This is a genomic window from Mesorhizobium sp. CNPSo 4689 (genome assembly GCF_057784325.1).
Genome location: NZ_JBWLUZ010000030.1, coordinates 37,230 through 60,869 on the forward strand (window position 1 = coordinate 37,230; position 23,640 = coordinate 60,869).

The following is a 23,640-nucleotide window of genomic DNA, read 5'->3' on the forward strand; positions in this document are numbered from 1 at the left end:
CGGTTGGCGGACGCCACGGGTGCTTTTTCAGCGGTCCAGGGCCGACGCGCAACCTTTTGATGCGGCGGGATAGCGCCCCCCTTTCAAAACGGCTTTCATTTCTGCACCGCGGTATTCCTCGGCCGCGGTCACGGCATGGATCCAGGGGCTGCGCTCCGCTTCGCGTTCGCTCCGCCCTGGGATGACGAAGCGTCGGGGAGCTAAGCCCCCAGCCCGTCGAACAAAATGGTCGACAGATAGCGCTCGGCGAAGGAGGGGATGACCACCACCAAATTCTTGCCCTTGTTCTCCGGCCGCGACCCGACGACGATCGCCGCCTGAAGCGCCGCGCCGGATGAAATCCCGACCGGCACGCCTTCGAGGCGGGCGACGAGGCGCGCATTGGCGACCGAATCCTCGTTCGAGACCTTGACGATCTCGTCATAGATCGAGGTATCGAGGATCTTTGGCGCGAAGCCGGCGCCGATGCCCTGGATCTTGTGCGGGCCGGGCTGGCCGCCGGACAATACCGGCGAGGCTTCCGGCTCGACAGCCACGACATGCACCGAGGGCTTGCGCTGCTTCAGCACCTGGCCGACGCCGGTGATGGTGCCGCCGGTGCCGATGCCGGCGACGAAGATATCGACCTCACCCTGGGTGTCGTTCCAGATTTCCTCGGCCGTGGTGCGGCGGTGGATCTCCGGATTGGCCGGGTTCTCGAACTGCTGCGGAATGATGGCGTCGGGCAGAGTCGCGGCCAGCTCGTCGGCCTTGGCGATGGCGCCCTTCATGCCCTTGGGACCTTCGGTCAGCACCAGCTCGGCGCCGAGCAGCGCCAGCATTTTCCTGCGCTCTACAGACATGGTTTCCGGCATGGTCAGGATCAGCTTGTAGCCCTTGGCGGCGGCGGCGAAGGCGAGCGCGATGCCGGTGTTGCCGGAGGTCGGCTCGATCAGCGTCGTCCTGCCGGGGGCGATCCGGCCCGATGCCTCCAGCGCCTCGATCATGGCGACGCCGATGCGGTCCTTGACCGAAGCGATCGGGTTGAAGAATTCGAGCTTGGCCAGGAGATTGGCGACAACGCCCTTCTCCTTGGCGAATTTGTCGAGCCGCACCAGCGGCGTGTCGCCAATCGTCTCGGTGATCGAATTGTAGACGCGGCCGCGGCCGGGCACGCGCGTGGAAGAGACGGGCTTGTTCATTGGTTTCGCTCCCAGAAGTCAGGCAATTGACATGGTCGGACTAACATAGGCGGACAGAATAGGGCTTTCGGTCGCGCAAGATAGGCTGCAGCTTGAAAATATCCGAGTGGGGCGCTTGCTGAAAACTGCCCTGTCCCGGAAACGCATTTTCCGGATAGGCCGATTTGCGGAATGGATTGGCCGAGAGAAGGCTGATCGTGCACCAAGGTGTATTGAGATTCAGGTCAGGCCGAGCCGAAAATGCTGGCTTGCGAGAACCGGAGCGGAGCGTACTTTTGGGTACGTGAGCGCCGGAAGCGCAGCAAGTCAGCGTTTGCAGGCCGGCATCACCTGAATATCAATGCACCTTACTGGCGGGCGGCAATCGCTGCGGCGGCGCCGACCATGAAGCCGGCGGCGGTGCGGTTCAACGCCTTCAGCGCCCTTGGCGACTTGAGGAACCAGCGCGCCTTGGCGGCGAGCGCCAGATAGGGCACCAGCACCACCAGGAGCACGACGACGGTGAGCGCGACGAGAATACCGTAGTCGACCAGCGTGATGGTCTTCAGGTCGACGATGGTCGGCGTGATGGCGAGATAGAAGATCATCGTCTTCGGGTTGCCGATCGTGACGGTGAGGCCGGCGAGGAAGCTCGCCAGCAATCCGCCCTTGCCCCTCGTCGCCTCGACAGTCTCGGGCGTGATGCCGCTGGTCCAGAAACGCCAGCCAAGGAAGGCGAGATAGGCAACGCCCAGCCATTTGATCGCCAGGAAGACCATGCCGAAGGTCTGAGCGACGAAGGCAAGGCCGAGCACGACGGCGGTGAGATAAATGAGGTCGCCGAGCATCAGACCGAACGACATTGCCAGCGACGAGCGGAAACCGGAACCGAGCGCACGCGCCACAAGCGCGGTGACGCCAGGCCCGGGAATGGCAGCGGCGATGCCGAGGGCGGCGCTGTAGGCGATGAATCCGGTGAGGGTCATAAGTCCAGCCTTGAATGAAGGCGCCTTTTCGCACGAAAGCGCCCAGGCTGTGAACCGGATTCGATTGCGCCAGAGGGCGAACGCCTCAGGTCGGGCCGTCGTTGTAAGTGACGCGCCAGATGGTGCCGTTGCCGTCTTCGGTGACGATCAGCGAACCGTCTTTGGCCACCGCAATGCCGACCGGCCGACCCCAGACCGCGTCGTCGGCGATGACGAAGCCGGTCATGAAATCCTCATACTCGCCGGTCGGCTTGCCGTCCTTGAATTTCAGCCGCACCACCTTGTAACCCGTCCTGATGTCGCGGTTCCAGGAGCCGTGCAGGGCGACGAAGGCATCGCCCTGATACTCGGCGGGGAAGCTGTTGCCGGCATAGAAGGCGATGTTGAGCGGCGCCGAATGCGCCTGCATCAGCACGTCGGGCACGGTCACCTTGCCGGCGAGGTCGGGACGCTCGCCCTGGTGGCGCGGATCCTCGTTGTTGCCGATGTAATACCAGGGCCAGCCATAGAAGCCGCCATCCTTGACCGTCGTCGCATATTCGAACGGGACATTGTCGCCGAGTTCGTCGCGCTCGTTGACGACGCACCAGAGCGCGCCTGTGGCTGGCTGAACGGTCATGCCGGAACAGTTGCGCAGCCCGGTGGCGAAGCTGCGTCGGTTCTTGCCGTCGGGATCGAAGGCAAGAACATCGGCGCGGCCTTGCTCGGAGCCCCAGACCGCGCCCAGCGGCTGCGATTTCACCCATGGCTCGAGCCCGCCCTCCGGTTCCTTGCCGATACCCTCGGCAACATTCGAGCCGGAGCCGACCGACAGATAGAGCGTCTTGCCGTCGGGCGAGAAGGCGATGTCGCGGGTCCAGTGGTGGCTGGAGGGGATGTCGGCGACAATGGACTCCGGCTCGCCGGCGGCCTTCAGGTCGCCGTCGCGATAGGCAAAGCGCACGACGCTGTTGCTGTTGGCGACATAGACCCATTGCGGCTTGTCGCCCGGCGGGTAGAAGGCGATGCCGTAGGGCCGGTTGAGGCCTTTGGCAAAGGTGGTTTCCTCGGCAGGCTTGGCGCTGCCCTCGGTGAGACGGTAGACGCGTATCTGGTTTGCCTTGCTGTCGGCGACGAAGAGGTCGCCGTTCGGGGCGACGCGTACGACACGCGGACTGTCGATGCCGGAGGCAATCAGCTCTACCGAAAAGCCCGGCGGCAGAATTGGCTTGGCGTCTTCGGGACGGTCGGCCAGGCCGGCTCCGTTGGACGCGGATTCGGTGAGGTAAGGGGCCAGCATATCATCAGGCCTGATCAATCGACGCACCCCCGGCCTGTCGGCCTTCCAGTCGCCGAAGGCGGCTTTCCCCGTCAGCACCGGCTGGTCCGCCTGCTGCGCGAAGCTGGTGGTGGCGACAAACAGAGCCGCGACAACGACCGCCGGACCGAACAATCGGATCATTGTAGTCTCCGGATCACCTTGACCAGCGAAACGGGCAGACCCGCCTGCTTGTTCCGAGCAGGGCCTCGGCACATAGGGATTTGAAGGATCGCCGGTTCAGGTCCCGGCAGCGTAGAAATCGTCGTCGAGACGCTTTTCCAGTTCAACGAGATCGGCCGGCAGCGGCAGGCCCATGGCGCGCAGCTCCCTCAGCTTTTCGCGCAGCTGCTCCTGTACTTCGTGCTGGTCCTCGGGCTGGTTGACCATTTCCTCGAGCAACAGGCTGATCTGGGCTTTTAGCGATTCCAACGCCATTCTTTTTCTCCTCGGCCGCCTGTTTCTTCCAAGGTGTGTTGAGATTCGGGTCAGCACCGGAGTCGAAGACGGGCGCGAAGCGACCAACATGGTGGTTTTCGACCCGCGTTTGCAGGCCGGCCTCACCTGAATACCAATTCACCTAGCGCAGCATGCGCGAAATAAGCTGCGCCGTATAGTCGACCATCGGCACTATGCGGGCGTAGTTCAGGCGCGTCGGGCCGATGACGCCGAGTGCACCGACGACGCGGGCGTCCTTGTCGCGGTAGGGCGCGACGACCAGCGACGAGCCGGACAGCGAAAACAGCTTGTTTTCCGAGCCGATGAAGATGCGCACGCCCGGTCCTTCCTCGGCAAGGTCGAGCAGCTGGACCAGCCCGTCCTGCGTCTCCAAGTCCTCGAACAGATGGCGCAGCAACTCGATGTCGGCCTGGGCGGTGACGTTTTCCAAGAGATTGGCGCGCCCGCGCACGATAAGACGCGCCGGCAGGCCACTGTCGGCGCCGGCCCACACCGCCAGACCCTTCTCGACCAGGTCCTGCGACAGCGTGTCGAGGGCTGCCCTGGTCTCTTCCTTGATGCGGGCGATCTCGATGCGCGCCTCGGCCAGCGTGCGGCCACGGATATGGGCGTTGAGGAAGTTCGAGGCCTCGTGCAATTGCGAGACGGTGATGCCGGCGGGCAGGTCGACGACGCGGTTCTCGACATCGCCGTTCTGCGACACCAGCACGGCCAGCGCCTTGGTCGGCTCGAGCTGGATGAATTCGATGTGCTTGAGCGCTACCTCGTTCTTGGCGGCGAGCACCAGGCCAGCGCCGCGCGACATGCCCGACAGCATCTGGCTGGCCTCGGTCAGCATTTGCTCCAGCGTCGCGCCCGAGCCGGAGGCGCGCACCTGCGCCTCGATGATGCGGCGCTCCTCGTCGGAAAGGTCGCCAAGCTCCATGAAGGCGTCGACGAAGAAGCGCAGGCCGGTCTGGGTCGGCAAGCGGCCAGCCGAGATATGCGGCGCATAGATCAGGCCGAGATGTTCGAGGTCGCTCATCACGTTGCGGATGGTGGCCGGCGACAGCGACGACGGCAGGATGCGCGACAGGCTGCGCGAACCGACCGGCTCGCCATCCCTCAGATAGGAATCGACGATGCGCCGAAAAATGTCGCGCGAACGCATATCCAGTGACTGGAGCACCGGCGACTGCGACGCGGGATCGACTGCCTTGGTCATTCGGGCCAAAAACCTCCGGTTCAAATATAGACTTAGGCCGTGCCCGCGCAACCCGGTCCATTTTCCTTTGCGCCATGGGCCGCATGCGTCTACAAGCCGCCCACGATTCCGGAAAACCAGAAGAAAGAGGCCTGAATGCGCCCCTCCAAACGCCAAGCCGACGAAATGCGCGCCATCTCCTTCGAGCGCGGCGTCTCCAAACATGCCGAAGGCTCGTGCCTGGTGAAGTTCGGCGATACGCACGTCCTGTGCACGGCGAGCCTGGAGGAAAAGGTGCCGGCCTGGATGCGCAATTCCGGCAAGGGCTGGGTGACGGCGGAATACGGCATGCTGCCGCGTTCCACCGGCGAGCGTATGCGCCGCGAGGCTTCCGCCGGCAAGCAAGGCGGCCGCACGCTGGAAATCCAGCGGCTGATCGGCCGTTCCTTGCGCGCCGTGGTCGACCTGCAGGCGCTGGGCGAGCAGCAGATCACCGTCGACTGCGACGTCATCCAGGCCGATGGCGGCACCCGCACCGCCTCGATCACCGGCGGCTGGGTGGCGCTTTACGATTGCCTGCGCTGGATGGAAGCGCGGCAGATGGCCAGCGTCGCCAAGGTGCTGAAGGACCATGTCGCGGCGATTTCCTGCGGCATCCATGACGGCCAGCCGGTCATCGACCTCGACTATATCGAGGATTCTTCCGCCGGCACCGACGCCAATTTCGTCATGACCGGCAAGGGCGGCATCGTCGAGATCCAGGGCACGGCCGAGGGCGAACCCTTCTCGGAAGACCAGTTCGCCGCGCTGATGGGCCTGGCCAAGAAGGGCATCCAGCGCCTGGTCAGCCTGCAGCAGATGGCGGTCGTATAGGTTTTCCATGAGACCTTCCGCCATCCTCGAATCGGCCCTCTACGTCACCGATCTGGCTGCCGCGGAAGCATTTTACGCCGACGTGCTCGGGCTCGAGGTGCTCGGCAAAGTCGAGGGCAGGCATGTGTTCTTCCGCTGCGGCGATGGCGTGCTGCTGCTCTTCAACGCCGAGGCGACCAAGGTGCCGCCCGCGCCCGATGCGAGACTAAAAGTGCCGCCGCATGGCACGGTCGGCGATGGCCATCTCTGCTTTGCCGCGAGCACGGACGAAATCGCCGACTGGCGACAACATCTCCAGTCGAAAAATATCGCCATCGAAAGCGAGTTCGAATGGCCGCAAGGCGGGCGTTCGATCTACATACGCGACCCCTCCGGCAATTCGATCGAATTCGCCGAGCCAAGGATCTGGGGCCTCTGATGCATCAACCAACTTTTCATTCCCTTGAGGGACAAAAGATCGTCGTCGCCAGCCACAATGAAGGCAAGCTGCGCGAATTCTCCGACCTGATGGCGCCGTTCGGCTTCGAGGCGAAGTCGGCCAAGGAGTATGGCCTGCCGGAACCGGACGAGACCGGCACCACCTTCGAGGAGAACGCCTACATCAAGGCCTTTGCCGCCGCCAAGTCGACCGGACTGCCGGCGCTGTCGGACGATTCGGGCCTCTGCGTCGATGCGCTCGACGGCGCGCCTGGTGTCTACACCGCCAACTGGGCCGAAACCCCGGACGGTTCGCGCGATTTCGGCATGGCTATGCAGCGCACGGAAGTGGCGCTGCAGGAAGTCGGCGCGGTCGATCCAGCACAGCGCAAAGGCCGATTCGTCGCCGTCATCTGCCTGGCCTTTCCCGACGGCGATGCCGAATATTTTCGCGGCGAGGCCGAAGGCACGCTGGTGTGGCCGCCGCGCGGCACGCTCGGCTTCGGCTACGACCCGGTGTTTTTGCCAAACGGTTTCGAAAAGACCTTTGGCGAGATGACGGCGCAAGAAAAACATGGCTGGAAGCCCGGCCAGCCGACGGCGCTGTCGCACCGCGCCCGCGCCTTCCAGAAGTTTGCGCGCGCCAGGCTTGGTTCGGAATGATGGGCGCGGCATGATTGGGCACGGCACGACCATGCAGCTCGACCGCAGCCCCGGCTTCGGTGTCTACATCCATTGGCCGTTCTGCGCGGCGAAGTGCCCCTATTGCGACTTCAACAGCCATGTCCGCCACCAGCCGGTCGACCAGGAGCGTTTTGCGCGCGCCTTCGAGACCGAGCTGGCGACGATGCGTGCCCGCACCGGGCCGCGCGAGGTGACCAGCATTTTTCTCGGCGGCGGCACACCGTCGCTGATGAAGCCGGAAACCGTGGCGACGGTGCTCAACGCGGTGGCAAAGAACTGGACGGTGCCTGAAGGCATCGAGGTGACGCTGGAAGCCAATCCATCATCGGTCGAGGCGGAGCGCTTTCGCGGCTATCGCGCGGCCGGTGTCAACCGGGTGTCGCTCGGCGTGCAGGCGCTGAACGACAAGGATTTGCGTTTCCTTGGCCGGTTGCACAATGTCGACGAGGCGCTGCACGCCATCGGGCTCGCGCGGGAAATATTTCCCCGCCTCTCGTTCGACCTGATCTATGCGCGGCCGGACCAAACGCCGGACGCGTGGCAGGCGGAGCTTGAACAGGCAATCGGCCATGCCGCCGACCATCTGTCGCTCTACCAGCTGACCATCGAGGAAGGCACGCCCTTCCATGCGCTGCATGCGGCGAAGAAATTCGCCATTCCGGACAACGACCACGCCGCCGACCTGTACGCGCTGACGCAGGAGGTGACATTGGCGCATGGCTTGCCGGCCTACGAGATTTCCAACCACGCCAGGCCAGGCGCCGAAAGCCGGCACAACCTGACCTACTGGCGCTATGGCGAATATGTCGGCGTCGGCCCCGGCGCGCATGGCCGCTTCGTCGAGCACGGCCACCGCGTGGTGACGATCACCGAGCGGATGCCGGAGACCTGGGCCAATCTGGTCGAAGCCAAGGGCCATGGCGTTACCGGCGGTGAGATCCTGACGCGCTCGGAAGAGGCCGACGAGTTCCTGCTGATGGGGCTGCGGCTGGCCGAGGGCATCGACCTTTTCCGCTACGAGGCATTCTCCGGGCGTGGCCTGTCGAGCGCGCGGTTGTCGGTGCTGCAGGGCGAAGGACTGGTGGCGCCGATCGGCAATGCCCGCCTGCGCGCCACGCCAGCTGGCATGATCGTGCTCGATGCGGTGGTGGCGGACCTGGCGCGGTAGAGCATGATCCTGAAAAGTGGGTGCCGGTTTTCGGATAAGATCATGCTCGAACAATGCACTTGAAGAACGTCCTCTTCGTCTGCAGCCAGAACCGCTTGCGCAGCCCGACGGCGGAGCAGGTGTTTTCCAGGCGCGGGGACATTGAGGTTGCCTCGGCCGGCACCAATCATGATGCCGACACGCCGCTGACGCATGAACTGGTGGCGTGGGCCGACATCATCTTCGTCATGGAAAAGGCGCACCGCACCAAACTGCAGAAGAAGTTCAAGGCGAGCCTGAAGAAGGCCCGGGTCATCTGCCTCGATATACCTGACAACTATGAATTCATGGATCTGGAGCTGACTGACCTTCTGAAGGCACGCGTTTCGCGCTATCTCGGTTGAGACCGCCGCTCGCGAGGCCACCCCAATGAACCTGACCGTATCTTCCTGGCAATTCTGGGCGCTGCTGTCGGCGGCGTTCGCGGCGCTGACGGCGATCTTCGCCAAGGTCGGCATCGAGAACATCAATTCCGACTTCGCGACCTTCATCCGGACGGTCATTATTCTGGTCGTGCTCGCGGCCATTCTCGCCGCCAGCGGCCAGTTCCAGCCGCTGGGCTCGATCTCCGGAAAGACCTGGCTTTTCCTCGGCCTATCCGGCCTGGCCACCGGCGCGTCGTGGCTGTGCTACTTCCGCGCCCTGAAACTCGGCAATGCGGCGCAGGTGGCGCCGATCGACAAGCTAAGCGTCGTGCTTGTGGCGGTGTTTGGCGCGGTCTTTCTCGGCGAGCGCCTCTCCGGAGCGAACTGGCTTGGCGTCGCTCTTATCGCGGCGGGCGCGGTGCTGGTCGCCTATCGGGTGTGATGGGACGCCTTCTCTGGCGCTTTTCGTTTCAAGACGGGTGATGAAGATATCGAAGCGATTGGGCATCGTCCGGTCAGTGCTCCGTCGTGCTGTCGGTTTCGGTCTCGATCTTGGTTCTAGGCTCGGCCAGCAGGCGGCGCAAAAGCCGCTGCCTGACCTCCGCGCTATCGGCATCGTTTTGAGCTTCGACCGGCTGGCTTTTGTCGCGCCGCGCGGCAAAGCGCTTGCGCCCGGCATAATAGGGCTCGAAAACGTCCTGTATCTTCAGGCTGTCCATCCTGTCCTCCTCCCGAGACTCAGGGTAATTCGCCGAGCTTGGTTTCGTTCCGCACTGTGGCAAAGGCATGGCGGCCGCATTACATCGTCGTCACGTTTTGCAACCGGGCGTGCGCCGTGCCAAACAGGACCAAATACACGCAAGAGGGCACCGGTGACCGGCGAAAAACGCAGCTATGTGATCGGGCAGACCGAGATACCGGCGCGGCCGCTCGAGCCGGCGCTCTATCTCGTGGCGACACCGATCGGCAATCTGGCCGACATCACGCTGCGCGCGCTGGAAACGCTGGCCGCCGCCGACATCGTCGCCTGCGAGGACACGCGGGTGTCGCGCGTGCTGCTCGACCGCTACGGCATCCGCCGCCGCACCACCGCCTATCACGAGCACAATGCCGGCGAAGCCGGACCGAAGCTGATCGCGGCGCTCGAAGCCGGGCAGAGCGTGGCGCTGATCTCGGACGCCGGCACGCCGCTGATCTCCGACCCTGGCTACCGGCTGGTCGGCGAGGCACTGGACCACGGCCTTCGCGTCGTGCCGATCCCCGGGCCGTCGGCCGCACTCGCCGCGCTGACGGCGTCCGGCCTGCCTTCCGACGCCTTCCTGTTCGCAGGCTTCTTGCCGGTGAAGACCGGGCAACGGCTGACGCGGCTGGAGGCGCTGAAAGCCGTTCCGGCGACGCTGATCTTCTTCGAATCGCCGCGCCGGCTGGCCGAGACGCTGGGCGCCATGGTCGAGGCCTTGGGCGGCGCCCGCAAGACGGCGATCGGCCGCGAACTGACCAAGACTTTCGAGGAGATGCGGACCGGCACGCTGCAGGTTCTCGCCGACCACTACGCGGCGGCCGACACGCCGAAGGGCGAAATCGTCATCTGCGTCGGCCCCGCTGAGGCCAGGGCCGACCAGCCTGAAGACATCGACCGGCTGCTGCTGTCCCTCGCCGCCGAAATGCCGGCCTCGAAGGCGGCCGCGGAAGCGGCAAAGATGACCGGCGGCCAGAAGCAGGCGCTTTACCGGCGGCTGCTCGAGCTCAGGGATGCCGGTGGAGGCGAGGGTGGCGACTAAGCGTCAGGCCCTTCACCGCCGACAGGCCTATCGACGCGGCCATCGCAGCGAATGGCTGGCGGCGCTGGCACTGATGCTGAAAGGCTACCGGATCCTCGCGCGGCGCCATCGCACCAAACTCGGCGAGATCGACCTGATCGCCAGGCGCGGCGACCTGGTGCTGTTCGTCGAGGTCAAGGCGCGCCGCACGCTGATGGAAGCGATGGAGGCGATCGCACGCGGTTCGGAACGCCGCATCGAGGGCGCCGCCGATCTCTGGCTGTCGCGGCAGCCCGACTATGGCAAACTGTCGGTGCGCTTCGACATGGTGGCGGTGCTGCCCTGGCGCTGGCCGGTGCATGTCGAGAACGCGTTTTACGGGCGGAATTGAGGGTAAGCCCGGCCCTTCGCATGGCTCCGGGCGTTCGTCGCTCGGAAAGCCAAGCAATTGGCTTCCCGTCCGCTTCGCGGACCGCTCCTCACCCCCAGATCATCAGCGCCACCAGCCCGACGCCGCCGATCACCAGCCGCCACCAGCCGAACAGCGAATAGCCGTTGCGCGAGACGTAACCGAGCAGGAAGCGGACGACGAGCAGCGCGGTGATGAAGGCGGCGATGAAGCCGAAGGCGATGATCGGCAGGTCGGCGCTGCTCAGCACATTGCGGTTCTTGAACAGGTCGAAGGCGAAGGCGCCGACCATGGTCGGGATGGCGAGGAAGAAGGAGAATTCCGCCGCCGCCCGCTTGTCGACGCCCAAAAGCAGGGCGCCGACGATGGTGGAGCCCGAGCGCGAGGTGCCGGGAATCAGCGACAGGCACTGGAACAGGCCGATCTGCAGATAGAGCCGGGTCGGAAAGCGCTCGACGTCACGGTAGACGGGCTTGAGGTTCATCCGGTCGACCGTCAGCAACACGACGCCGCCGATGATCAGCATGATGCAGATCAGCCGTGGCGATTCGAACAGGATGGTCTTGATGAAATCATGCGCCAGCGCGCCGAGGATCGCCGCCGGCAGGAAGGCGATGAGGATGCCGATGACGAAATGCCGCGTCAGCCGGTCATGCGGCAGGTCGAGCAGCATTTGCCACAGACGGCGGAAATAGACGCTGAGGATCGCCAGGATGGCACCGAGCTGGATCAGGATCTCGAAGGCCTTGCCGGTCGAGTGGAAGCCGAGAAAATGGCCGGCGAGCAGGATATGGCCGGTCGAGGAGACCGGTATGAACTCGGTCAGGCCCTCCAGAAGACCGAGCAGCAGGGCTTCGACGATGGTCTGGCTTTCCATGGCAACCTCGGGATTCACGTGCGGGCTTGGGAGAAGGGCTTGCTTGTCATGGCGCGGAAGTCCCCCTATAGGTCGCAGCACCCTGACGGTCCGCTTTGCGGGCGGCCAAGACTTACCGGCGCGGCCGGCGATTCGCCAGTGCGCCTTATCATCGCGGGACCATGCTGACGCTCTTCCACCATCCGATGTTCGCCGCCTGCCGGTTCGTGCGCCTCGCCTTCGGCGAATATGGCGAGGAGCTGGCGCTGATCGAGGAAAAGCCGTGGACGCGGCGCAAGGAGTTTCTGGCGCTGAACCCGGCCGGCACCTTGCCGATCCTGCTTGCCGAAGGCGACGTGCCGATCGTCGGCGCGATGGTGATTGCCGAATATCTCGACGAGACGCGCGGCGTCTTGAAACGCGACAAGAGGCTGTTCGCCGAAGACCCGATGGAGCGGGCCGAAATCCGCCGGCTGACCGACTGGTATCTCAGCAAGGCCGAGGGCGAGGTCACGCGGCACCTGGTGCGCGAGCGCGTGCTGAAGCCGATCATGCCGGAGACGGCGGGCGGCGGCTCGCCTGATTCGGGCGCGATCCGGGCGGCGCGCGCCAACATCCGCCAGCACATGAAATACACCAACTGGCTGGCCGGCACCCGCCACTGGCTGGCCGGCAACAAGGTGACCTATGCCGACCTCGCGGCGGCGGCTGCGCTGTCGGTGCTCGATTATCTCGGCGAGATCGACTGGCGCGAACACGCCGCGGCGCGCGAATGGTATACGCGGGTGAAATCGCGGCCGTCGTTCCGGCCGCTTCTGTCCGACCGGGTGCGCGGCCTGTCACCGGTGTCGCATTATGCGGACCTCGACTTCTGACGCCGCAAAACTGCGCGCGCTGATCGACCGCGAGGCGCAGCGCGCCGGTTTCGATGCCGTCGCGGTCACCACGCCCGACGCGATCCCTCTGGCGCCGGCCCGGCTCGCCGAATTCGTCGCCGACGGTTTTCACGGTTCGATGGGCTGGATCGCCGAGACGCTGGAGCGCCGGAGCGAACCGGCGGCGCTGTGGCCCGAGGTCCGCTCGATCGTCGTGCTGGCGATGAATTACGGCCCGGAGCACGATCCGCGCATGCTGCAGGCAAGGCGCGACCGTGGCGCCATTTCGGTCTATGCGCGGAACCGCGACTATCACGAGGTGATGAAGGGCCGGCTGAAGGAGATCGCCGGCAAGATCGTCGCGCGCGCGGGTGGCGACGTGAAAGTGTTCGTCGACACCGCGCCGGTGATGGAAAAGCCGCTGGCGGAGGCCGCCGGGCTCGGCTGGCAAGGCAAGCACACCAATCTGGTCAGCCGCGAACACGGCTCCTGGCTGTTTCTCGGCACCATCTTCACCACCGCCGCGCTTGTGCCCGACAAGGCGGAGGACGATCATTGCGGCTCCTGCCGCGCCTGTCTGGATGCCTGCCCGACCGATGCCTTCCCGGCACCCTACCGGCTCGATGCGCGGCGCTGCATTTCTTATCTCACCATCGAGAACAAGGGGCCGATCCCGCATGAATTCCGCGAAAAGATCGGCAACCGCATCTATGGCTGCGACGACTGCCTGGCCGCCTGCCCGTGGAACAAGTTCGCGCAAGCAGCGTCCGAGGCGAAGCTTGTCGCCCGCGCGGATCTGCGCGAGCCGTCGCTTGCGGAGCTCTTGCTGCTCGACGACACCGCTTTTCGCTCGTTCTTTACAGGTTCGCCCATAAAACGCATCGGCCGCGACCGCTTTGTCCGCAACGTGCTGATCGCCGCCGGCAATTCGGGTGATTTTTCGCTGGCCGGTCCGGTACGCGAACTGCTTGGCGATGCCTCGCCGCTGGTGCGGGGCGCGGCTATCTGGGCGCTGTCACGGCTTGTGCCCGAGATCGAGTTCGCCGAACGTGCCGCAGCCGCGGCGCAAACCGAACGCAACGAGTCTGTGCGCCACGAATGGCTTCTGGCGCAATCAAATCCAATCGAGATGCATGCATGACCGAAAAGCATATCCTCATCTTCGGCGCCGGCTATTCCGGCAAGGCTTTTGCCCGCGCCAGCAAGGATGCAGCCTCGACGATTTTTGGCACGACGCGCTCGCCGGAGAAGTTCGAAGCGCTGCGGCAGGCCGGCATCACGCCATTGCGCTTCGACGGCGCGCTGACCCCAGAGATCGGTGAGGCCTTGAGGACAACCACCCACCTGATCGTCTCGGTGGCGCCGGAAGAGGTCGGCGATCCGGTGCTGAATGCCGCGCGCGATGCGATCCTGACGGATATGCCGGCGCTCGAATGGATAGGTTATCTCTCCACCGTCGGTGTCTATGGCGACCATGGCGGCGGCTGGGTGGATGAGACCGCCGAATGCCGGCCCGTCTCCAAACGTTCGGTGATGCGGGTCTCCGCCGAGCAGGATTGGCTGGAACTGGGCCGGGAGATCGGCCGGCCGGTGGCGATCCTGCGGCTCTCCGGAATCTACGGGCCCGGCCGCAACGCGCTGGTCAACCTGGCCGACGGCACCGCGCGGCGGCTGGTCAAGCCGGGCCAGGTGTTCAACCGCATCCATTGCGACGACATTGCCGGCGCGCTCTGGCATCTGGCCGATGCCAATCGCGGCGGCATCTTCAACGTCACCGACGATCTGCCGGCGCCGCCGCAGGACGTCGTTGCCTACGCCGCCTCGCTGATGGGCGTCACCCCGCCGCCGGAAATTCCGTTCGAGACCGCCCAACTTTCGCCTATGGCGCGCTCCTTCTATGGCGAGAACAAGCGCGTCGCCAACGCGTCGATCAAGGCGGCGGGCTACAGCTTCCGGTTTCCCGATTACCGGGTGGCGCTCGACCATATGTGGGCCAACGGCAACTGGCGCGAGGGCGAGGCGCGCAGCCCGATGAAGCGGTCATGATCGAAGCGCAGCACTGGTCGTGGTATGATTCGCCACGGTTCGCGGCCTGTTGCGGAGGGGATCCGGTTTCATGACGATGTCGATGCGATCATTGCCCGGCAGAAGGCCGTTCCTGACGGCGATGATGTCCATCCTTGCACTCACCGGGCTTGTCGCGGGCGCGCTGACGGCCGAGCCGCGGGCAAAAGACCTGTTCGGCGCCAAGAAGCTGCCGGCGGTGGCAGCGGCGCAATCCTTCGGCTTCTATTCCAAGGGCTGCTTTGCCGGCGGCGTCGCCATCCCCATGGACGGGCCGACCTGGGAAGTGATGCGGCCGTCGCGCAACCGGCGCTGGGGCCATCCGGCGATGATCGCGCTGGTCGAGAAGCTCGCACGTGACGCTCACGCCGACGGCTGGCCGGGGCTTCTGATCGGCGATATTTCGCAGCCGCGCGGCGGACCGATGCTGACCGGCCATGCCTCGCACCAGATCGGCCTCGACGCCGACATCTGGCTGACGCCGATGCCCAGTCGCCCGCTTTCGACCCGCCAGCGCGAAGAAATGAGCGCCACCCTGATGGTCGATGAGAAGACCCACCTGGTGAAGGACGGGCTGTGGAAGCCGATGCATACGCGGCTTCTCAAGCGCGCGGCCAGCTACCCGGAGGTCGAGCGCATCCTGGTCAATCCCGGCATCAAGAAGAAGCTCTGCGACACCGTCACCGGCGACCGCTCCTGGCTGCGCAAGGTCCGGCCGTTCTGGGGCCATGACTATCATTTCCATATGCGCATCGGCTGCCAGCCGGGTTCGCCCAACTGCAAGGGGCAGGAAGCGACCCCGGCTGATGACGGCTGCGGCAAGCCGCTGGCCTGGTGGTTCACCGAGGAGCCGTGGCGGCCCAACAAGAACTCGGATGCGCCGAAGGCGCGCGACCTGATGACGATGGCGAACCTGCCCAGGCAATGCCAGACCGTACTCGACGCCCCGGCTCCGGCCTCGGCGGAAACCGCCACCTATCACGGCGGCGGCGTGCCGATCGCTGTCGCCGCCGAGCCGGCGGTGGCGCTGCCGACGGCACCGGAAGTGCCAAGTGGCGCGGCGGCGCTGCCGGCCTCGGCAAGCGCGTTCGCGCCGACACCCGAGATCGGCATCCCGCTGCCGCGACCGCGACCGGGAAACTGACGCGGAAGCGGCTTTCCCTTTCCGAAGTCATGCGCTAGTCACGAGAAACAGCGGCAGACTGCCGGAATAGGGACGACCAAGAGCCATGCAAGGTGACGACGAGACAGCGCTGCGGTTTCCGGTCCTGATCGGCGACATCGGCGGCACCAATGCGCGCTTTTCGATCGTGCTCGACGCGAATTCGGAAGCGACCGAGCCGCAGATCGTCCAGACGGCCAATTTCAACACGATCGACGAGGCGATCCAGGCGGCGGTGCTCGACCGCTCCTCGATCCGGCCCAATTCGGCGGTGCTGGCGGTGGCCGGTCCGGTCGACGGCGACGAGATCGAGCTGACCAACTGCCCGTGGGTGGTCAAGCCAAGGAAAATGTTCGCCAATCTTGGCCTCAGCGACATCGTCGTGCTCAACGATTTCGAGGCGCAGGCGCTGGCCGTGGTCGCGCTCGGCGAAGAGCATATGGAAAAGATCGGCGGCGGCACGCCGGAAGCCAATGCCGGCCGCGTCGTGCTCGGTCCCGGCACCGGGCTTGGCGTCGCCGGGCTGATCCATGCGCTCAACCACTGGATCCCGGTGCCGGGCGAAGGCGGCCACATGGACATTGGGCCGCGCTCAGCCCGCGATTTCCAGGTTTTCCCCCATATCGAGAGGCTGGAAGGCCGCATTTCAGGCGAGCAGATCCTGTGCGGGCGCGGCCTGGTCAACCTCTATCGCGCCGTGGCCAAGGCCGACGGCAAGCCGGTGCCCTTCACCACGCCGGCCGAAATCACCGCCGCGGCCCTGGCGAAGACGGATCCGGTGGCCGAAGAAGCGCTGTCGATGTTCGTCACCTGCCTCGGGCGCACCGCCGGCGATCTGGCGCTGGTGTTCATGAGCCGCGGCGGCGTGTTCCTCACCGGCGGCATCGCGCAAAAGATCGTGCCGGCGCTGAAAGCCGGCAATTTCCGCGCCGCCTTCGAGGACAAGGCGCCGCACAGCGAGCTGATGCGCGCCATGCCGGTCTATGTCATTACGCACCCGCTGGCGGCGCTTCTCGGCCTTGCCGCCTATGCCCGAAACCCCTCGCTGTTCGGCGTCCAGACGGCGGGACGGCGCTGGCGCGCATAAGGATCGCGCCGCCCCGCGACGAAGTTTCGCCATAGGCAAGCCGCAGACAGGGCGCTAAGAGGGGTGCCGAATTCCAGCCCTTGCGGCATGACCAGACGACGGACCCACGGAACGCCAGCGACTTGAACCAATCATCCCAACACCATGCGAGAGCTCGGCCGGGCGAGGTCGTGGCGGTCATTCGCCGCATTCTCGAAGAGAACGGCCGCGACTATCGGTGGTCGTACGTATTCACGATCCTGTGCCTGCTGACCGTGTCGGCAACGACGGCCCTCTCTGCCTGGATCATGAGTCCGGTCGTCAATCAGATCTTCTATGAACGGCGCGGCGACCTGATCCCGTGGATCTGCGCCGCACTGCTCGGGGCCTTCATCCTGCGCGGGCTTGCCGGCTACGGCCAGGCGGTGACGATGGCCAGGATCGGCAACAATCTGGTGGCGCGCTACCAGCAGCGCATCTTCAACCATCTGATGAAGCTCGGCGTCAGCTTCTTCAACGACACCCGTTCCGGCCGGCTGGCGGCGCAGGTCAACGAGAATGTCAACGGCATTCGCGATCTGCTGTCGATGACGATAACCTCGACCGCGCGCGACGCTGTCTCGCTGGTCGCCCTGGTCGGCGTTATGATCTACCAGGATCCGGTGCTTTCGCTCAGCTCCCTGCTGATCGGACCGCCGCTGATCTACACCGTGACCTATCTGATGCGGCGGGTTCGGCGCATCACCCGTGAATCGGTGCAGATCAATTCGCGGCTGATCGGCGCCATGCAGGAAGCCACGCAAGGTATCGCCATCGTCAAGGCCTTCACCATGGAGGACGAGCTGTCGCGTCGCATCGGCAAGCTCGCCGACGATGCGGAACAGCGGTCAAACAAGATCGCGCGCGTTTCGGAGCGGCTCACGCCGATCTCCGAACTGCTGGCAGGTTTGGCCTTTGCCAGCGTCATCGCCTATTCCGGCTACCGGGCTACCGTTCTCGGCCAGCCGCCGGGCGCGGTCTTTTCCTTCATCACGGCCCTGACGCTCGCCTATGATCCGGCGCGGCGGCTGGCGCGCATGCAGGTCGGCATGGAACGCGCTCTGGTCAATGCGCGCATGATCTATGAGCTTCTCGACCTCCAGCCGCAGCAGGGCGATACGTCGGGCGCGGCCGAAGCGAGGATCACCACTGGCGAGGTGCACTTCAACAACGTCACGTTCGGCTATGTGCCCGAAACGCCGGTGCTGCAGGAGCTGAGCTTCGTCGCCCAGGCCGGCAAGATGACGGCCATCGTCGGCGCTTCGGGCGCCGGCAAGTCGACGCTGGTGGCGCTCTTGCAGCGCTTTTACGATGTCGACCACGGCAGCATCACGATCGACGGCCAGGACATCTCAAAGGTGACCAAGAAATCGCTGCGCGGCTCGATCGCCTATGTCTCGCAGGCGCCCTATCTGTTCGAGGGCACCATCCGCGACAACATCCGCTATGGGCGGCTCTCCGCCAGCGATGCCGAGATCGAGCAGGCCGCGAAGCAGGCCGCGGCCGACGAGTTCATCCGCCAGCAGCCGGAGGGCTATGACACCCCCGTCGGCGAAAACGGCGTGACGCTGTCCGGCGGCCAGCGCCAGCGTGTGTCGATCGCCCGCGCCATCGTGCGCAATGCGCCGATCCTGCTGCTCGACGAGGCGACCTCGGCGCTCGACAACGAGGCGGAAGCGCGCGTCCAGGAAGCGCTGACCCATGTCATGGAAGGGCGCACCACCATCGTCATCGCGCACCGGCTGTCGACGGTGGTCAATGCCGACCACATCATCGTGCTGGAAGAGGGCAGGCTGGTCGAGGAAGGCACGCATGCCGCGCTGATGGCCGATCCGCACAGCGTCTATGCCCGCTTCCACCGGGTGCAGGGCAAGAAGGGGCTGGGGCTTGTCGACGACGCCAAGCCAATCCAAACTCCGCTGCCGCGCTCGCGTGGAAAGAAGGTGGTGGGGAGGAACGCATGAGCGAATCGGGCGATATGGGCCTGGTGGTGGTGGGCGCGGCCGGCCGCATGGGCCAGACGCTGATCCGTGCCATCCATACGATGCCGGGCGCGCGCGTCGCCGGCGCGGTCGAGCGGCCGGGATCACCTTATCTCGGCAAGGATGCCGGAGAGCTTGCCGGCATTGGCATCATCAACGTGCCGATCGTCGACGATCCGTTGCCGGCCTTCGCCAAGGCCGACGGCGTGCTCGACTTCACCGCCCCTGGCGCGACCGTGGAATTCGCCGGCTACGCCGCGCAGGCGCGCATTGCCCATGTCATCGGCACCACCGGCTGCTCAGCCGACGACAATGCCGCGATCGCGGCGGCGGCGCGCCATGCGACGATCGTCAAGTCCGGCAATATGAGCCTCGGCGTCAATTTGCTGGCGGTGCTGGTGGAACAGGCCGCGAAGGCGCTCGATGCCGAGGATTTCGACATCGAGATCCTGGAAATGCACCACCGCCACAAGGTCGACGCGCCGTCGGGGACGGCACTGCTGCTCGGCGAAGCCGCCGCCGCAGGGCGCGGTATTGAGCTTGCCGGCAACGATGTGCGCGTGCGCGACGGCCACACCGGTGTGCGCAAGACGGGCTCGATCGGCTTCGCCACGCTGCGCGGCGGCTCGGTGGTCGGTGATCACAGCGTTGTGCTGGCCGGCACCGGCGAGCGCATCACGCTTGCCCACCATGCCGAGGACCGGGCGATCTTCGCCCGCGGCGCGGTCAAAGCCGCACTTTGGGCGCGCGGCCGGAAGCCCGGACTGTATTCGATGCGGGACGTGCTCGGCCTAAGCTGAGGCGGCCTGATCCCCAACCTTGAAGGAGCAAACATGTCGGGAACTCTCGTGCTCGTGCGCCATGGCCAGAGCGAATGGAACCTGAAGAACCTGTTCACCGGCTGGCGCGACGTCGACCTGACCGAGCAGGGCCACAAGGAGGCCAAGGACGCAGGCGCGAAGCTCAAGGCACGCGGCCTGAAATTCGACATCGCCTTCACCTCGGCGCTGATCCGGGCCCAAAAAACCTGCCAGCACATTCTCGACGCGGTCGGCCAGAGCGGGCTGGAGACGATCCGCGACCAGGCGCTGAACGAGCGCGACTATGGCGACCTCTCCGGCCTCAACAAGGACGACGCGCGCAAGAAGTGGGGCGAGGAGCAGGTGCATGTCTGGCGCCGCTCCTACGACGTCTCGCCGCCCGGCGGCGAAAGCCTGAAGGACACCGGCGCCCGTGTCTGGCCCTACTATCTGCACGATCTGCAGCCGCATGTGCTGCGCGGCGAAACCGTGCTGGTCGCGGCGCACGGCAACTCGCTGCGCGCGCTGATCATGGCGCTGGACGGCAAGAGCGGCGAGGAGATCGTCAAGCTGGAACTCGGCACCGGCGTGCCGGTGATCTACAAGCTCAACGCCGATTCGACCGTGGCGTCGAAGGAAGTGCTGGAGGGCTGAGGCCTGGTCGGCGATTCCGCCCTGCCGCGCCGGCAGGGCGAATTGCCGGTCGGACTTTAAGCCGGTACCCGAATAGCGGGCTCGAAAAAAAGCGCGTTGACACCCGTCGCTTGCCCGCTTACATGAGCCCGCACCAGCCCAGATGGCGGAATTGGTAGACGCGCACGGTTCAGGTCCGTGTTCCGCAAGGAGTGGAGGTTCGAGTCCTCTTCTGGGCACCATCTCATCCCGACTGCCAACGGGATCAATAAGATAAGCCTTTTCAATTCATTGCGCTCGCCCTTGTGTGTTACAAAGGTGTGCAACAATGCATTTCCGGCTGGTCAAACCCGTGAAGCGAAAAGGCACCATTAATCAGCAATTCAACCAACGCATTCCGGCCGACGTGAGGGACCGTGCGGTGGGCGTAACGCTGCAGATTCCGGTTGGCCCTGAGATCGTAAGGAAAACGATCACCGTCAAGGATCACGCCGTTCGCGTATCGTTGCGTGCTTCCACTCCTAGCGAAGTCAAAACTCGCCAAGCCCAAGTGGCCGGCTATCTGGAAACAGTCTGGCAAGGACTCCGCGAGAGCCCCATCGTCTTGTCACATAGGCAGGCCGTGGCGCTCTCCCGAGATGTCTACGCATGGGAATCTCTGGCGGACATCGACCCGGACTTGTCGGACGCGGAGAGCGCCTTCACAGGGGAGATCGGCGGCGGAGTCTATAAGAATGCAATGGCAAGACTAGAGGCTGGGACAGACCCTTCTGGCCGCGACCCTGCTTTGCGGACAGCTAGCCAGATTCTCGTCCGTCGCGGCCTCGTCAATGTCGCATCGGATTCAGTCGAATTGCTTACCCGTGAAGTGCTTCGCTCCCTCAAGGATGGTTTTGCGCAAGCGGATCGGGAAACAGCAGGCGACTACTCGCCGGACCCCAAGGCAAATCGGTTTCCCGCGTTGGAACTGACAAAGGCCACCACAGTTGCTAAGCAGGTCGCACAGACCTCTCTTGTCGGTCTAGTGGAAGACTGGTGGCGGGAAGCCAAGTCGGCCGGCAGGGCCTTCAGCACCTACGAAAGCTACAAGGGCACGATGGACCGCTTTGTGGCCTTTCTAAAGCATGACGAGGCCTTAGACGTTAAGCCCAGCGATGTGGTCGCCTTCAAGGACCACAGGCTCGCAGAAGGGGTCAGCCCGAAGACAGTGGGAGATAGCGACGTGGCTGGGCTACGGGCCATCTTCAAGTGGGCGGTCGGGAATAGAAAGTTGGGTGCCAACCCAGCAGAGGGTATCCGGGTGGTCCGCGCGAAGGCGGTGCGGACACGCGGCAAAGAGTTCACCACGGAGGAGGCCAAGGTAGTCTTGGTCCATAGCCTCAACCACAATGGCCGGGAGTCTCCGAAGCTCAAGGCGGCCAAACGTTGGGTGCCGTGGGTGTGCGCCTATTCGGGTGCCCGGGTGGGCGAGATTGTCCAGCTACGCAAAGAGGACATCAGACAGCAGGGCTCACTGTGGGTGATGACCATCACGCCAGAGGCGGGCACGGTGAAAGACAAGGAGGTTCGGGAGGTTGTGCTCCATGACCACCTTGCGGCCCAGGGCTTCCTCACCTTCGTTGCCGCTGCCCCGTCGGGTTATCTCTTCCTTATCCCCCGCAAGCAGGATGGAGAAGTGCGAGGCGTGTGGCGGAGCGTCAAGAACAGGCTCAGGGAGTTTGTCCGGGAGGTGGTGAAGGATAAGAGAGTCCAGCCCAATCATGCATGGCGGCACACCTTCAAGACGATAGGGCGCGAGGCAGGCATTGCGGATAGCGTTCTGGACGCCATCTGCGGCCATGCGGCTAAGACAGTCGGCGGTGCCTACGGTAGTGTGACGTTAAAGGCGCAGCGGGACGCCATGGAGAAGTTCCCCAAGTTTGAAACCGACTAGGGCGCTACCGGGCGGGCTCACCCGAAATAAACGCATTCTCTGCCCTGGGGTAGGCGGATGGGGCAAAGTAGTTCTGGGGAGGAGGCAGGAGCGGATTGCGGCCATGAACGCGACGTTGGATCAGGTCCCGCTCTCTTCGCCGCTTTGGCCTTTGGGTTTCCTAGGCGGTCGTGAAGCCGCCTTCCGTTGTGGCTCCCACCGCTTCCGCTCTTTCTCGCGATCTTCGCCGGAATAGCTATCTGTCTTAATTTTTCGAGACCCGTTCGCTATCCACTGCCAGTCCTCACGAATCTTCTTCAGTTGTTCCGCCATTTGGATAAACGGGGTGCGGGCACCTAAATGGCCGAAATCCGCATAGTCGCGCATGGACAACTCGTAGCTAAGCGACTGGCGCTCCCGTTCGTCAGGGTGGTGCTTCCAGCCGGTCGAAACTTGGTAGGTCTTCTCGTGAAAGACCTCATAGGCTCCGACAAAGCACGATAGCGATTGACCCGGTTTCAACACACTCAGATGCCGAAGAGGACGCCCAATCTCTCCGCCACCATCCTTCTCGGGAAGATCGGGGCTGAATGATATGACAACATCGTGGGCTGCGGCGTTTCCCGTATTGGTAACCACCAAGTCAAAGTGCCTGACTGACCAATGGTTTGGCTCAAGGGTCGCCACCACATGGGCCTGAGCCGTCGCTCTTGAGAGCCTCTTCGTCTCTCGTGCTAATACCCAGGTAAAGAAGCCAAGCCCAATGGTTGCCACGGCGGTTAGGACCATCGACCACGTTTGAAGGCTCGTGACTAGTTCGCTCATAGTCAGTTGCCAGCCCTCCGATTGAATGACTCTACGGCATCCTTGTAGTCGGAAATTGACTCTTCGTTGTCGCTTCGTGCCTGCTGGTTATTGCAGTCGATGAAGCGCTCCACCTCCGACTTGAAATCCTCCATTTCGCGCTTGCACCTGTCGAACTCGTATTCATCATCAAAGCTGCCGTATCGCTCAGCACAGGACGGCGCGGACGGCTTCGTACAATAGAAGGCAAGTGCAGGTGAAGTGTCTGACCACGCCGTGACAGTGGCAGCGGCCAGAAGGACTACAAAGCGCATAGGCTCCCCCCGATTCCCAAAGCGAAACTTGGCAGCGAACCCCAATGGCATGCAATGGTGACGGGAAGATACGCACAACTATACGCCGCCCTAGTGGATACCGCCTAACATAAGAGTCCGATTTGGGATTCCGCTTTGGGAGTGCTCGTGCGAGTCTGGCGCATGCGTGCAGGAACAAGCGCGCACTTGGTTGGAGGAACCGGGATGTCGCTCACTGGAGGCTGTTTGTGTGGCAACGTGCGCTACAAAACCAATGCCGAGCCTTTGTGGCTCTGTCATTGCCACTGCAATAGGTGTCGCAAACATACCGGATCGCCGATCGGCACGTGGGTC

Annotated in this window: 27 protein-coding genes and 1 tRNA gene; 19 read left to right on the forward strand and 9 right to left on the reverse strand. The window is 64.3% G+C overall.

The window, feature by feature from the left end; all coding sequences use genetic code 11:
- Positions 1-200 precede the first annotated feature (200 nt).
- The 5 genes from cysK to hrcA form a co-directional block, all read right to left on the reverse strand.
- Positions 201-1,181 (reverse strand): cysteine synthase A, encoded by a 981-nt coding sequence (gene cysK / locus AC04SI_RS26650; RefSeq protein WP_006205370.1) that lies wholly within the window; start codon positions 1,179-1,181, stop codon positions 201-203.
- Positions 1,182-1,528: 347 nt separating this feature from the next.
- A complete protein-coding gene (locus AC04SI_RS26655) occupies positions 1,529-2,146 on the reverse strand; it encodes a LysE family translocator (RefSeq protein WP_404282117.1) in 618 nt (205 codons plus the stop codon).
- An 85-nt stretch (positions 2,147-2,231) separates the two neighbouring features.
- Positions 2,232-3,587, reverse strand: coding sequence for a PQQ-dependent sugar dehydrogenase (locus tag AC04SI_RS26660; RefSeq protein ID WP_404282119.1), 1,356 nt, complete (start codon positions 3,585-3,587; stop codon positions 2,232-2,234).
- A gap of 96 nt (positions 3,588-3,683) precedes the next feature.
- Positions 3,684-3,881, reverse strand: a complete 198-nt coding sequence (locus AC04SI_RS26665) for a hypothetical protein (protein WP_192179437.1) — start codon at positions 3,879-3,881, stop codon at positions 3,684-3,686.
- Between the two features lie 142 nt (positions 3,882-4,023).
- On the reverse strand, positions 4,024-5,106 hold the full coding sequence (hrcA, locus tag AC04SI_RS26670; protein WP_404282121.1) for a heat-inducible transcriptional repressor HrcA: 1,083 nt from the start codon (positions 5,104-5,106) through the stop codon (positions 4,024-4,026).
- A gap of 135 nt (positions 5,107-5,241) precedes the next feature.
- On the opposite strand from hrcA, the gene rph reads away from it, so the two are divergent.
- Genes rph through AC04SI_RS26700 form a run of 6 tightly spaced genes read left to right on the forward strand, consistent with a single transcriptional unit; the run spans position 5,242 to position 9,073 of the window.
- The gene (gene rph, locus AC04SI_RS26675) at positions 5,242-5,958 is read left to right on the forward strand and encodes a ribonuclease PH (protein ID WP_192179438.1); all 717 of its coding nucleotides are present in this window, start codon (positions 5,242-5,244) and stop codon (positions 5,956-5,958) included.
- Between the two features lie 7 nt (positions 5,959-5,965).
- Positions 5,966-6,376, forward strand: coding sequence for a VOC family protein (locus tag AC04SI_RS26680; RefSeq protein WP_404282123.1), 411 nt, complete (start codon positions 5,966-5,968; stop codon positions 6,374-6,376).
- Complete coding sequence (rdgB, locus tag AC04SI_RS26685; RefSeq protein ID WP_404282125.1) at positions 6,376-7,038, forward strand: RdgB/HAM1 family non-canonical purine NTP pyrophosphatase; 663 nt, start codon at positions 6,376-6,378, stop codon at positions 7,036-7,038. Before AC04SI_RS26680 ends, rdgB begins: the two co-directional genes overlap by 1 nt.
- Before the next feature lie 10 nt (positions 7,039-7,048).
- Positions 7,049-8,227, forward strand: coding sequence for a radical SAM family heme chaperone HemW (gene hemW / locus AC04SI_RS26690; protein WP_404282127.1), 1,179 nt, complete (start codon positions 7,049-7,051; stop codon positions 8,225-8,227).
- A gap of 59 nt (positions 8,228-8,286) precedes the next feature.
- Positions 8,287-8,610 (forward strand): low molecular weight protein tyrosine phosphatase family protein, encoded by a 324-nt coding sequence (locus tag AC04SI_RS26695; RefSeq protein WP_404282128.1) that lies wholly within the window; start codon positions 8,287-8,289, stop codon positions 8,608-8,610.
- Between the two features lie 25 nt (positions 8,611-8,635).
- Positions 8,636-9,073, forward strand: a complete 438-nt coding sequence (locus AC04SI_RS26700) for an EamA family transporter (protein WP_192179443.1) — start codon at positions 8,636-8,638, stop codon at positions 9,071-9,073.
- Between the two features lie 73 nt (positions 9,074-9,146).
- Here AC04SI_RS26700 and AC04SI_RS26705 read toward each other — a convergent pair whose 3' ends face one another.
- Positions 9,147-9,350 (reverse strand): hypothetical protein, encoded by a 204-nt coding sequence (locus tag AC04SI_RS26705; protein ID WP_404282130.1) that lies wholly within the window; start codon positions 9,348-9,350, stop codon positions 9,147-9,149.
- Between the two features lie 153 nt (positions 9,351-9,503).
- Between AC04SI_RS26705 and rsmI the strand changes: the two genes are divergently transcribed.
- Positions 9,504-10,412 (forward strand): 16S rRNA (cytidine(1402)-2'-O)-methyltransferase, encoded by a 909-nt coding sequence (gene rsmI, locus AC04SI_RS26710; protein WP_404282132.1) that lies wholly within the window; start codon positions 9,504-9,506, stop codon positions 10,410-10,412.
- The gene (locus AC04SI_RS26715; protein WP_404282134.1) at positions 10,384-10,782 is read left to right on the forward strand and encodes a YraN family protein; all 399 of its coding nucleotides are present in this window, start codon (positions 10,384-10,386) and stop codon (positions 10,780-10,782) included. The genes rsmI and AC04SI_RS26715 overlap by 29 nt, the downstream gene beginning before the upstream one ends.
- 88 nt (positions 10,783-10,870) lie before the next feature.
- Here AC04SI_RS26715 and AC04SI_RS26720 read toward each other — a convergent pair whose 3' ends face one another.
- Positions 10,871-11,677 carry an undecaprenyl-diphosphate phosphatase gene (locus AC04SI_RS26720; RefSeq protein WP_192179447.1) on the reverse strand — a complete coding sequence of 269 codons (807 nt, stop codon included), beginning with the start codon at positions 11,675-11,677 and terminating at the stop codon, positions 10,871-10,873.
- A gap of 161 nt (positions 11,678-11,838) precedes the next feature.
- On the opposite strand from AC04SI_RS26720, the gene AC04SI_RS26725 reads away from it, so the two are divergent.
- The 10 genes from AC04SI_RS26725 (at position 11,839) to AC04SI_RS26770 (ending at position 22,210) form a co-directional block, all read left to right on the forward strand.
- Positions 11,839-12,531, forward strand: a complete 693-nt coding sequence (locus tag AC04SI_RS26725) for a glutathione S-transferase family protein (protein ID WP_404282136.1) — start codon at positions 11,839-11,841, stop codon at positions 12,529-12,531.
- On the forward strand, positions 12,512-13,672 hold the full coding sequence (gene queG, locus AC04SI_RS26730; protein WP_488475220.1) for a tRNA epoxyqueuosine(34) reductase QueG: 1,161 nt from the start codon (positions 12,512-12,514) through the stop codon (positions 13,670-13,672). The genes AC04SI_RS26725 and queG overlap by 20 nt, the downstream gene beginning before the upstream one ends.
- A complete protein-coding gene (locus tag AC04SI_RS26735; protein WP_404282140.1) occupies positions 13,669-14,577 on the forward strand; it encodes an SDR family oxidoreductase in 909 nt (302 codons plus the stop codon). The genes queG and AC04SI_RS26735 overlap by 4 nt, the downstream gene beginning before the upstream one ends.
- A gap of 70 nt (positions 14,578-14,647) precedes the next feature.
- Positions 14,648-15,739 carry a penicillin-insensitive murein endopeptidase gene (gene mepA / locus AC04SI_RS26740; protein WP_404282142.1) on the forward strand — a complete coding sequence of 364 codons (1,092 nt, stop codon included), beginning with the start codon at positions 14,648-14,650 and terminating at the stop codon, positions 15,737-15,739.
- A gap of 85 nt (positions 15,740-15,824) precedes the next feature.
- A complete protein-coding gene (locus tag AC04SI_RS26745; RefSeq protein ID WP_404282144.1) occupies positions 15,825-16,844 on the forward strand; it encodes a glucokinase in 1,020 nt (339 codons plus the stop codon).
- A gap of 170 nt (positions 16,845-17,014) precedes the next feature.
- Positions 17,015-18,826: an ABC transporter ATP-binding protein gene (locus AC04SI_RS26750; RefSeq protein WP_488475221.1), complete on the forward strand. Its 1,812-nt coding sequence runs from the start codon at positions 17,015-17,017 to the stop codon at positions 18,824-18,826.
- Entirely contained in the window at positions 18,823-19,644 is an 822-nt protein-coding gene (dapB, locus tag AC04SI_RS26755) for a 4-hydroxy-tetrahydrodipicolinate reductase (protein ID WP_488475222.1), read from the forward strand. Before AC04SI_RS26750 ends, dapB begins: the two co-directional genes overlap by 4 nt.
- A gap of 33 nt (positions 19,645-19,677) precedes the next feature.
- Positions 19,678-20,298: a 2,3-bisphosphoglycerate-dependent phosphoglycerate mutase gene (locus tag AC04SI_RS26760; RefSeq protein ID WP_488475223.1), complete on the forward strand. Its 621-nt coding sequence runs from the start codon at positions 19,678-19,680 to the stop codon at positions 20,296-20,298.
- Between the two features lie 136 nt (positions 20,299-20,434).
- Positions 20,435-20,519 (forward strand) — tRNA-Leu (locus tag AC04SI_RS26765).
- 86 nt (positions 20,520-20,605) lie between these two features.
- On the forward strand, positions 20,606-22,210 hold the full coding sequence (locus AC04SI_RS26770) for a tyrosine-type recombinase/integrase (protein ID WP_488475224.1): 1,605 nt from the start codon (positions 20,606-20,608) through the stop codon (positions 22,208-22,210).
- A 120-nt stretch (positions 22,211-22,330) separates the two neighbouring features.
- Here the strand turns inward: AC04SI_RS26770 and AC04SI_RS26775 are convergent, their stop codons facing one another.
- A complete protein-coding gene (locus tag AC04SI_RS26775; protein ID WP_488475225.1) occupies positions 22,331-23,014 on the reverse strand; it encodes a hypothetical protein in 684 nt (227 codons plus the stop codon).
- Positions 23,015-23,016: 2 nt separating this feature from the next.
- Complete coding sequence (locus AC04SI_RS26780) at positions 23,017-23,307, reverse strand: hypothetical protein (protein WP_488475226.1); 291 nt, start codon at positions 23,305-23,307, stop codon at positions 23,017-23,019.
- 204 nt (positions 23,308-23,511) lie between these two features.
- Between AC04SI_RS26780 and AC04SI_RS26785 the strand changes: the two genes are divergently transcribed.
- Positions 23,512-23,640 (forward strand): GFA family protein (locus AC04SI_RS26785; RefSeq protein WP_488475227.1); only part of this gene is annotated, 129 nt, incomplete at its 3' end.

Excerpts from the sequence above, each read along its gene's own strand:
- hrcA (WP_404282121.1), bottom strand. The coding sequence starts at position 5,106 with ATGACCAAGGCAGTCGATCCCGCGTCGCAGTCGCCGGTGCTCCAGTCA.
- queG (WP_488475220.1), top strand. The coding sequence starts at position 12,512 with ATGCGGACCTCGACTTCTGACGCCGCAAAACTGCGCGCGCTGATCGAC.
- AC04SI_RS26735 (WP_404282140.1), top strand. The coding sequence starts at position 13,669 with ATGACCGAAAAGCATATCCTCATCTTCGGCGCCGGCTATTCCGGCAAG.
- AC04SI_RS26760 (WP_488475223.1), top strand. The coding sequence starts at position 19,678 with ATGTCGGGAACTCTCGTGCTCGTGCGCCATGGCCAGAGCGAATGGAAC.
- cysK (WP_006205370.1), bottom strand. The coding sequence starts at position 1,181 with ATGAACAAGCCCGTCTCTTCCACGCGCGTGCCCGGCCGCGGCCGCGTC.
- AC04SI_RS26770 (WP_488475224.1), top strand. The coding sequence starts at position 20,606 with ATGCATTTCCGGCTGGTCAAACCCGTGAAGCGAAAAGGCACCATTAAT.
- AC04SI_RS26665 (WP_192179437.1), bottom strand. The coding sequence starts at position 3,881 with ATGGCGTTGGAATCGCTAAAAGCCCAGATCAGCCTGTTGCTCGAGGAA.
- AC04SI_RS26720 (WP_192179447.1), bottom strand. The coding sequence starts at position 11,677 with ATGGAAAGCCAGACCATCGTCGAAGCCCTGCTGCTCGGTCTTCTGGAG.
- AC04SI_RS26700 (WP_192179443.1), top strand. The coding sequence starts at position 8,636 with ATGAACCTGACCGTATCTTCCTGGCAATTCTGGGCGCTGCTGTCGGCG.
- AC04SI_RS26660 (WP_404282119.1), bottom strand. The coding sequence starts at position 3,587 with ATGATCCGATTGTTCGGTCCGGCGGTCGTTGTCGCGGCTCTGTTTGTC.
- rdgB (WP_404282125.1), top strand. The coding sequence starts at position 6,376 with ATGCATCAACCAACTTTTCATTCCCTTGAGGGACAAAAGATCGTCGTC.
- AC04SI_RS26725 (WP_404282136.1), top strand. The coding sequence starts at position 11,839 with ATGCTGACGCTCTTCCACCATCCGATGTTCGCCGCCTGCCGGTTCGTG.
- AC04SI_RS26705 (WP_404282130.1), bottom strand. The coding sequence starts at position 9,350 with ATGGACAGCCTGAAGATACAGGACGTTTTCGAGCCCTATTATGCCGGG.
- AC04SI_RS26745 (WP_404282144.1), top strand. The coding sequence starts at position 15,825 with ATGCAAGGTGACGACGAGACAGCGCTGCGGTTTCCGGTCCTGATCGGC.
- mepA (WP_404282142.1), top strand. The coding sequence starts at position 14,648 with ATGACGATGTCGATGCGATCATTGCCCGGCAGAAGGCCGTTCCTGACG.
- hemW (WP_404282127.1), top strand. The coding sequence starts at position 7,049 with ATGATTGGGCACGGCACGACCATGCAGCTCGACCGCAGCCCCGGCTTC.
- AC04SI_RS26655 (WP_404282117.1), bottom strand. The coding sequence starts at position 2,146 with ATGACCCTCACCGGATTCATCGCCTACAGCGCCGCCCTCGGCATCGCC.
- AC04SI_RS26775 (WP_488475225.1), bottom strand. The coding sequence starts at position 23,014 with ATGAGCGAACTAGTCACGAGCCTTCAAACGTGGTCGATGGTCCTAACC.
- dapB (WP_488475222.1), top strand. The coding sequence starts at position 18,823 with ATGAGCGAATCGGGCGATATGGGCCTGGTGGTGGTGGGCGCGGCCGGC.
- AC04SI_RS26680 (WP_404282123.1), top strand. The coding sequence starts at position 5,966 with ATGAGACCTTCCGCCATCCTCGAATCGGCCCTCTACGTCACCGATCTG.
- AC04SI_RS26715 (WP_404282134.1), top strand. The coding sequence starts at position 10,384 with ATGCCGGTGGAGGCGAGGGTGGCGACTAAGCGTCAGGCCCTTCACCGC.
- AC04SI_RS26780 (WP_488475226.1), bottom strand. The coding sequence starts at position 23,307 with ATGCGCTTTGTAGTCCTTCTGGCCGCTGCCACTGTCACGGCGTGGTCA.
- rph (WP_192179438.1), top strand. The coding sequence starts at position 5,242 with ATGCGCCCCTCCAAACGCCAAGCCGACGAAATGCGCGCCATCTCCTTC.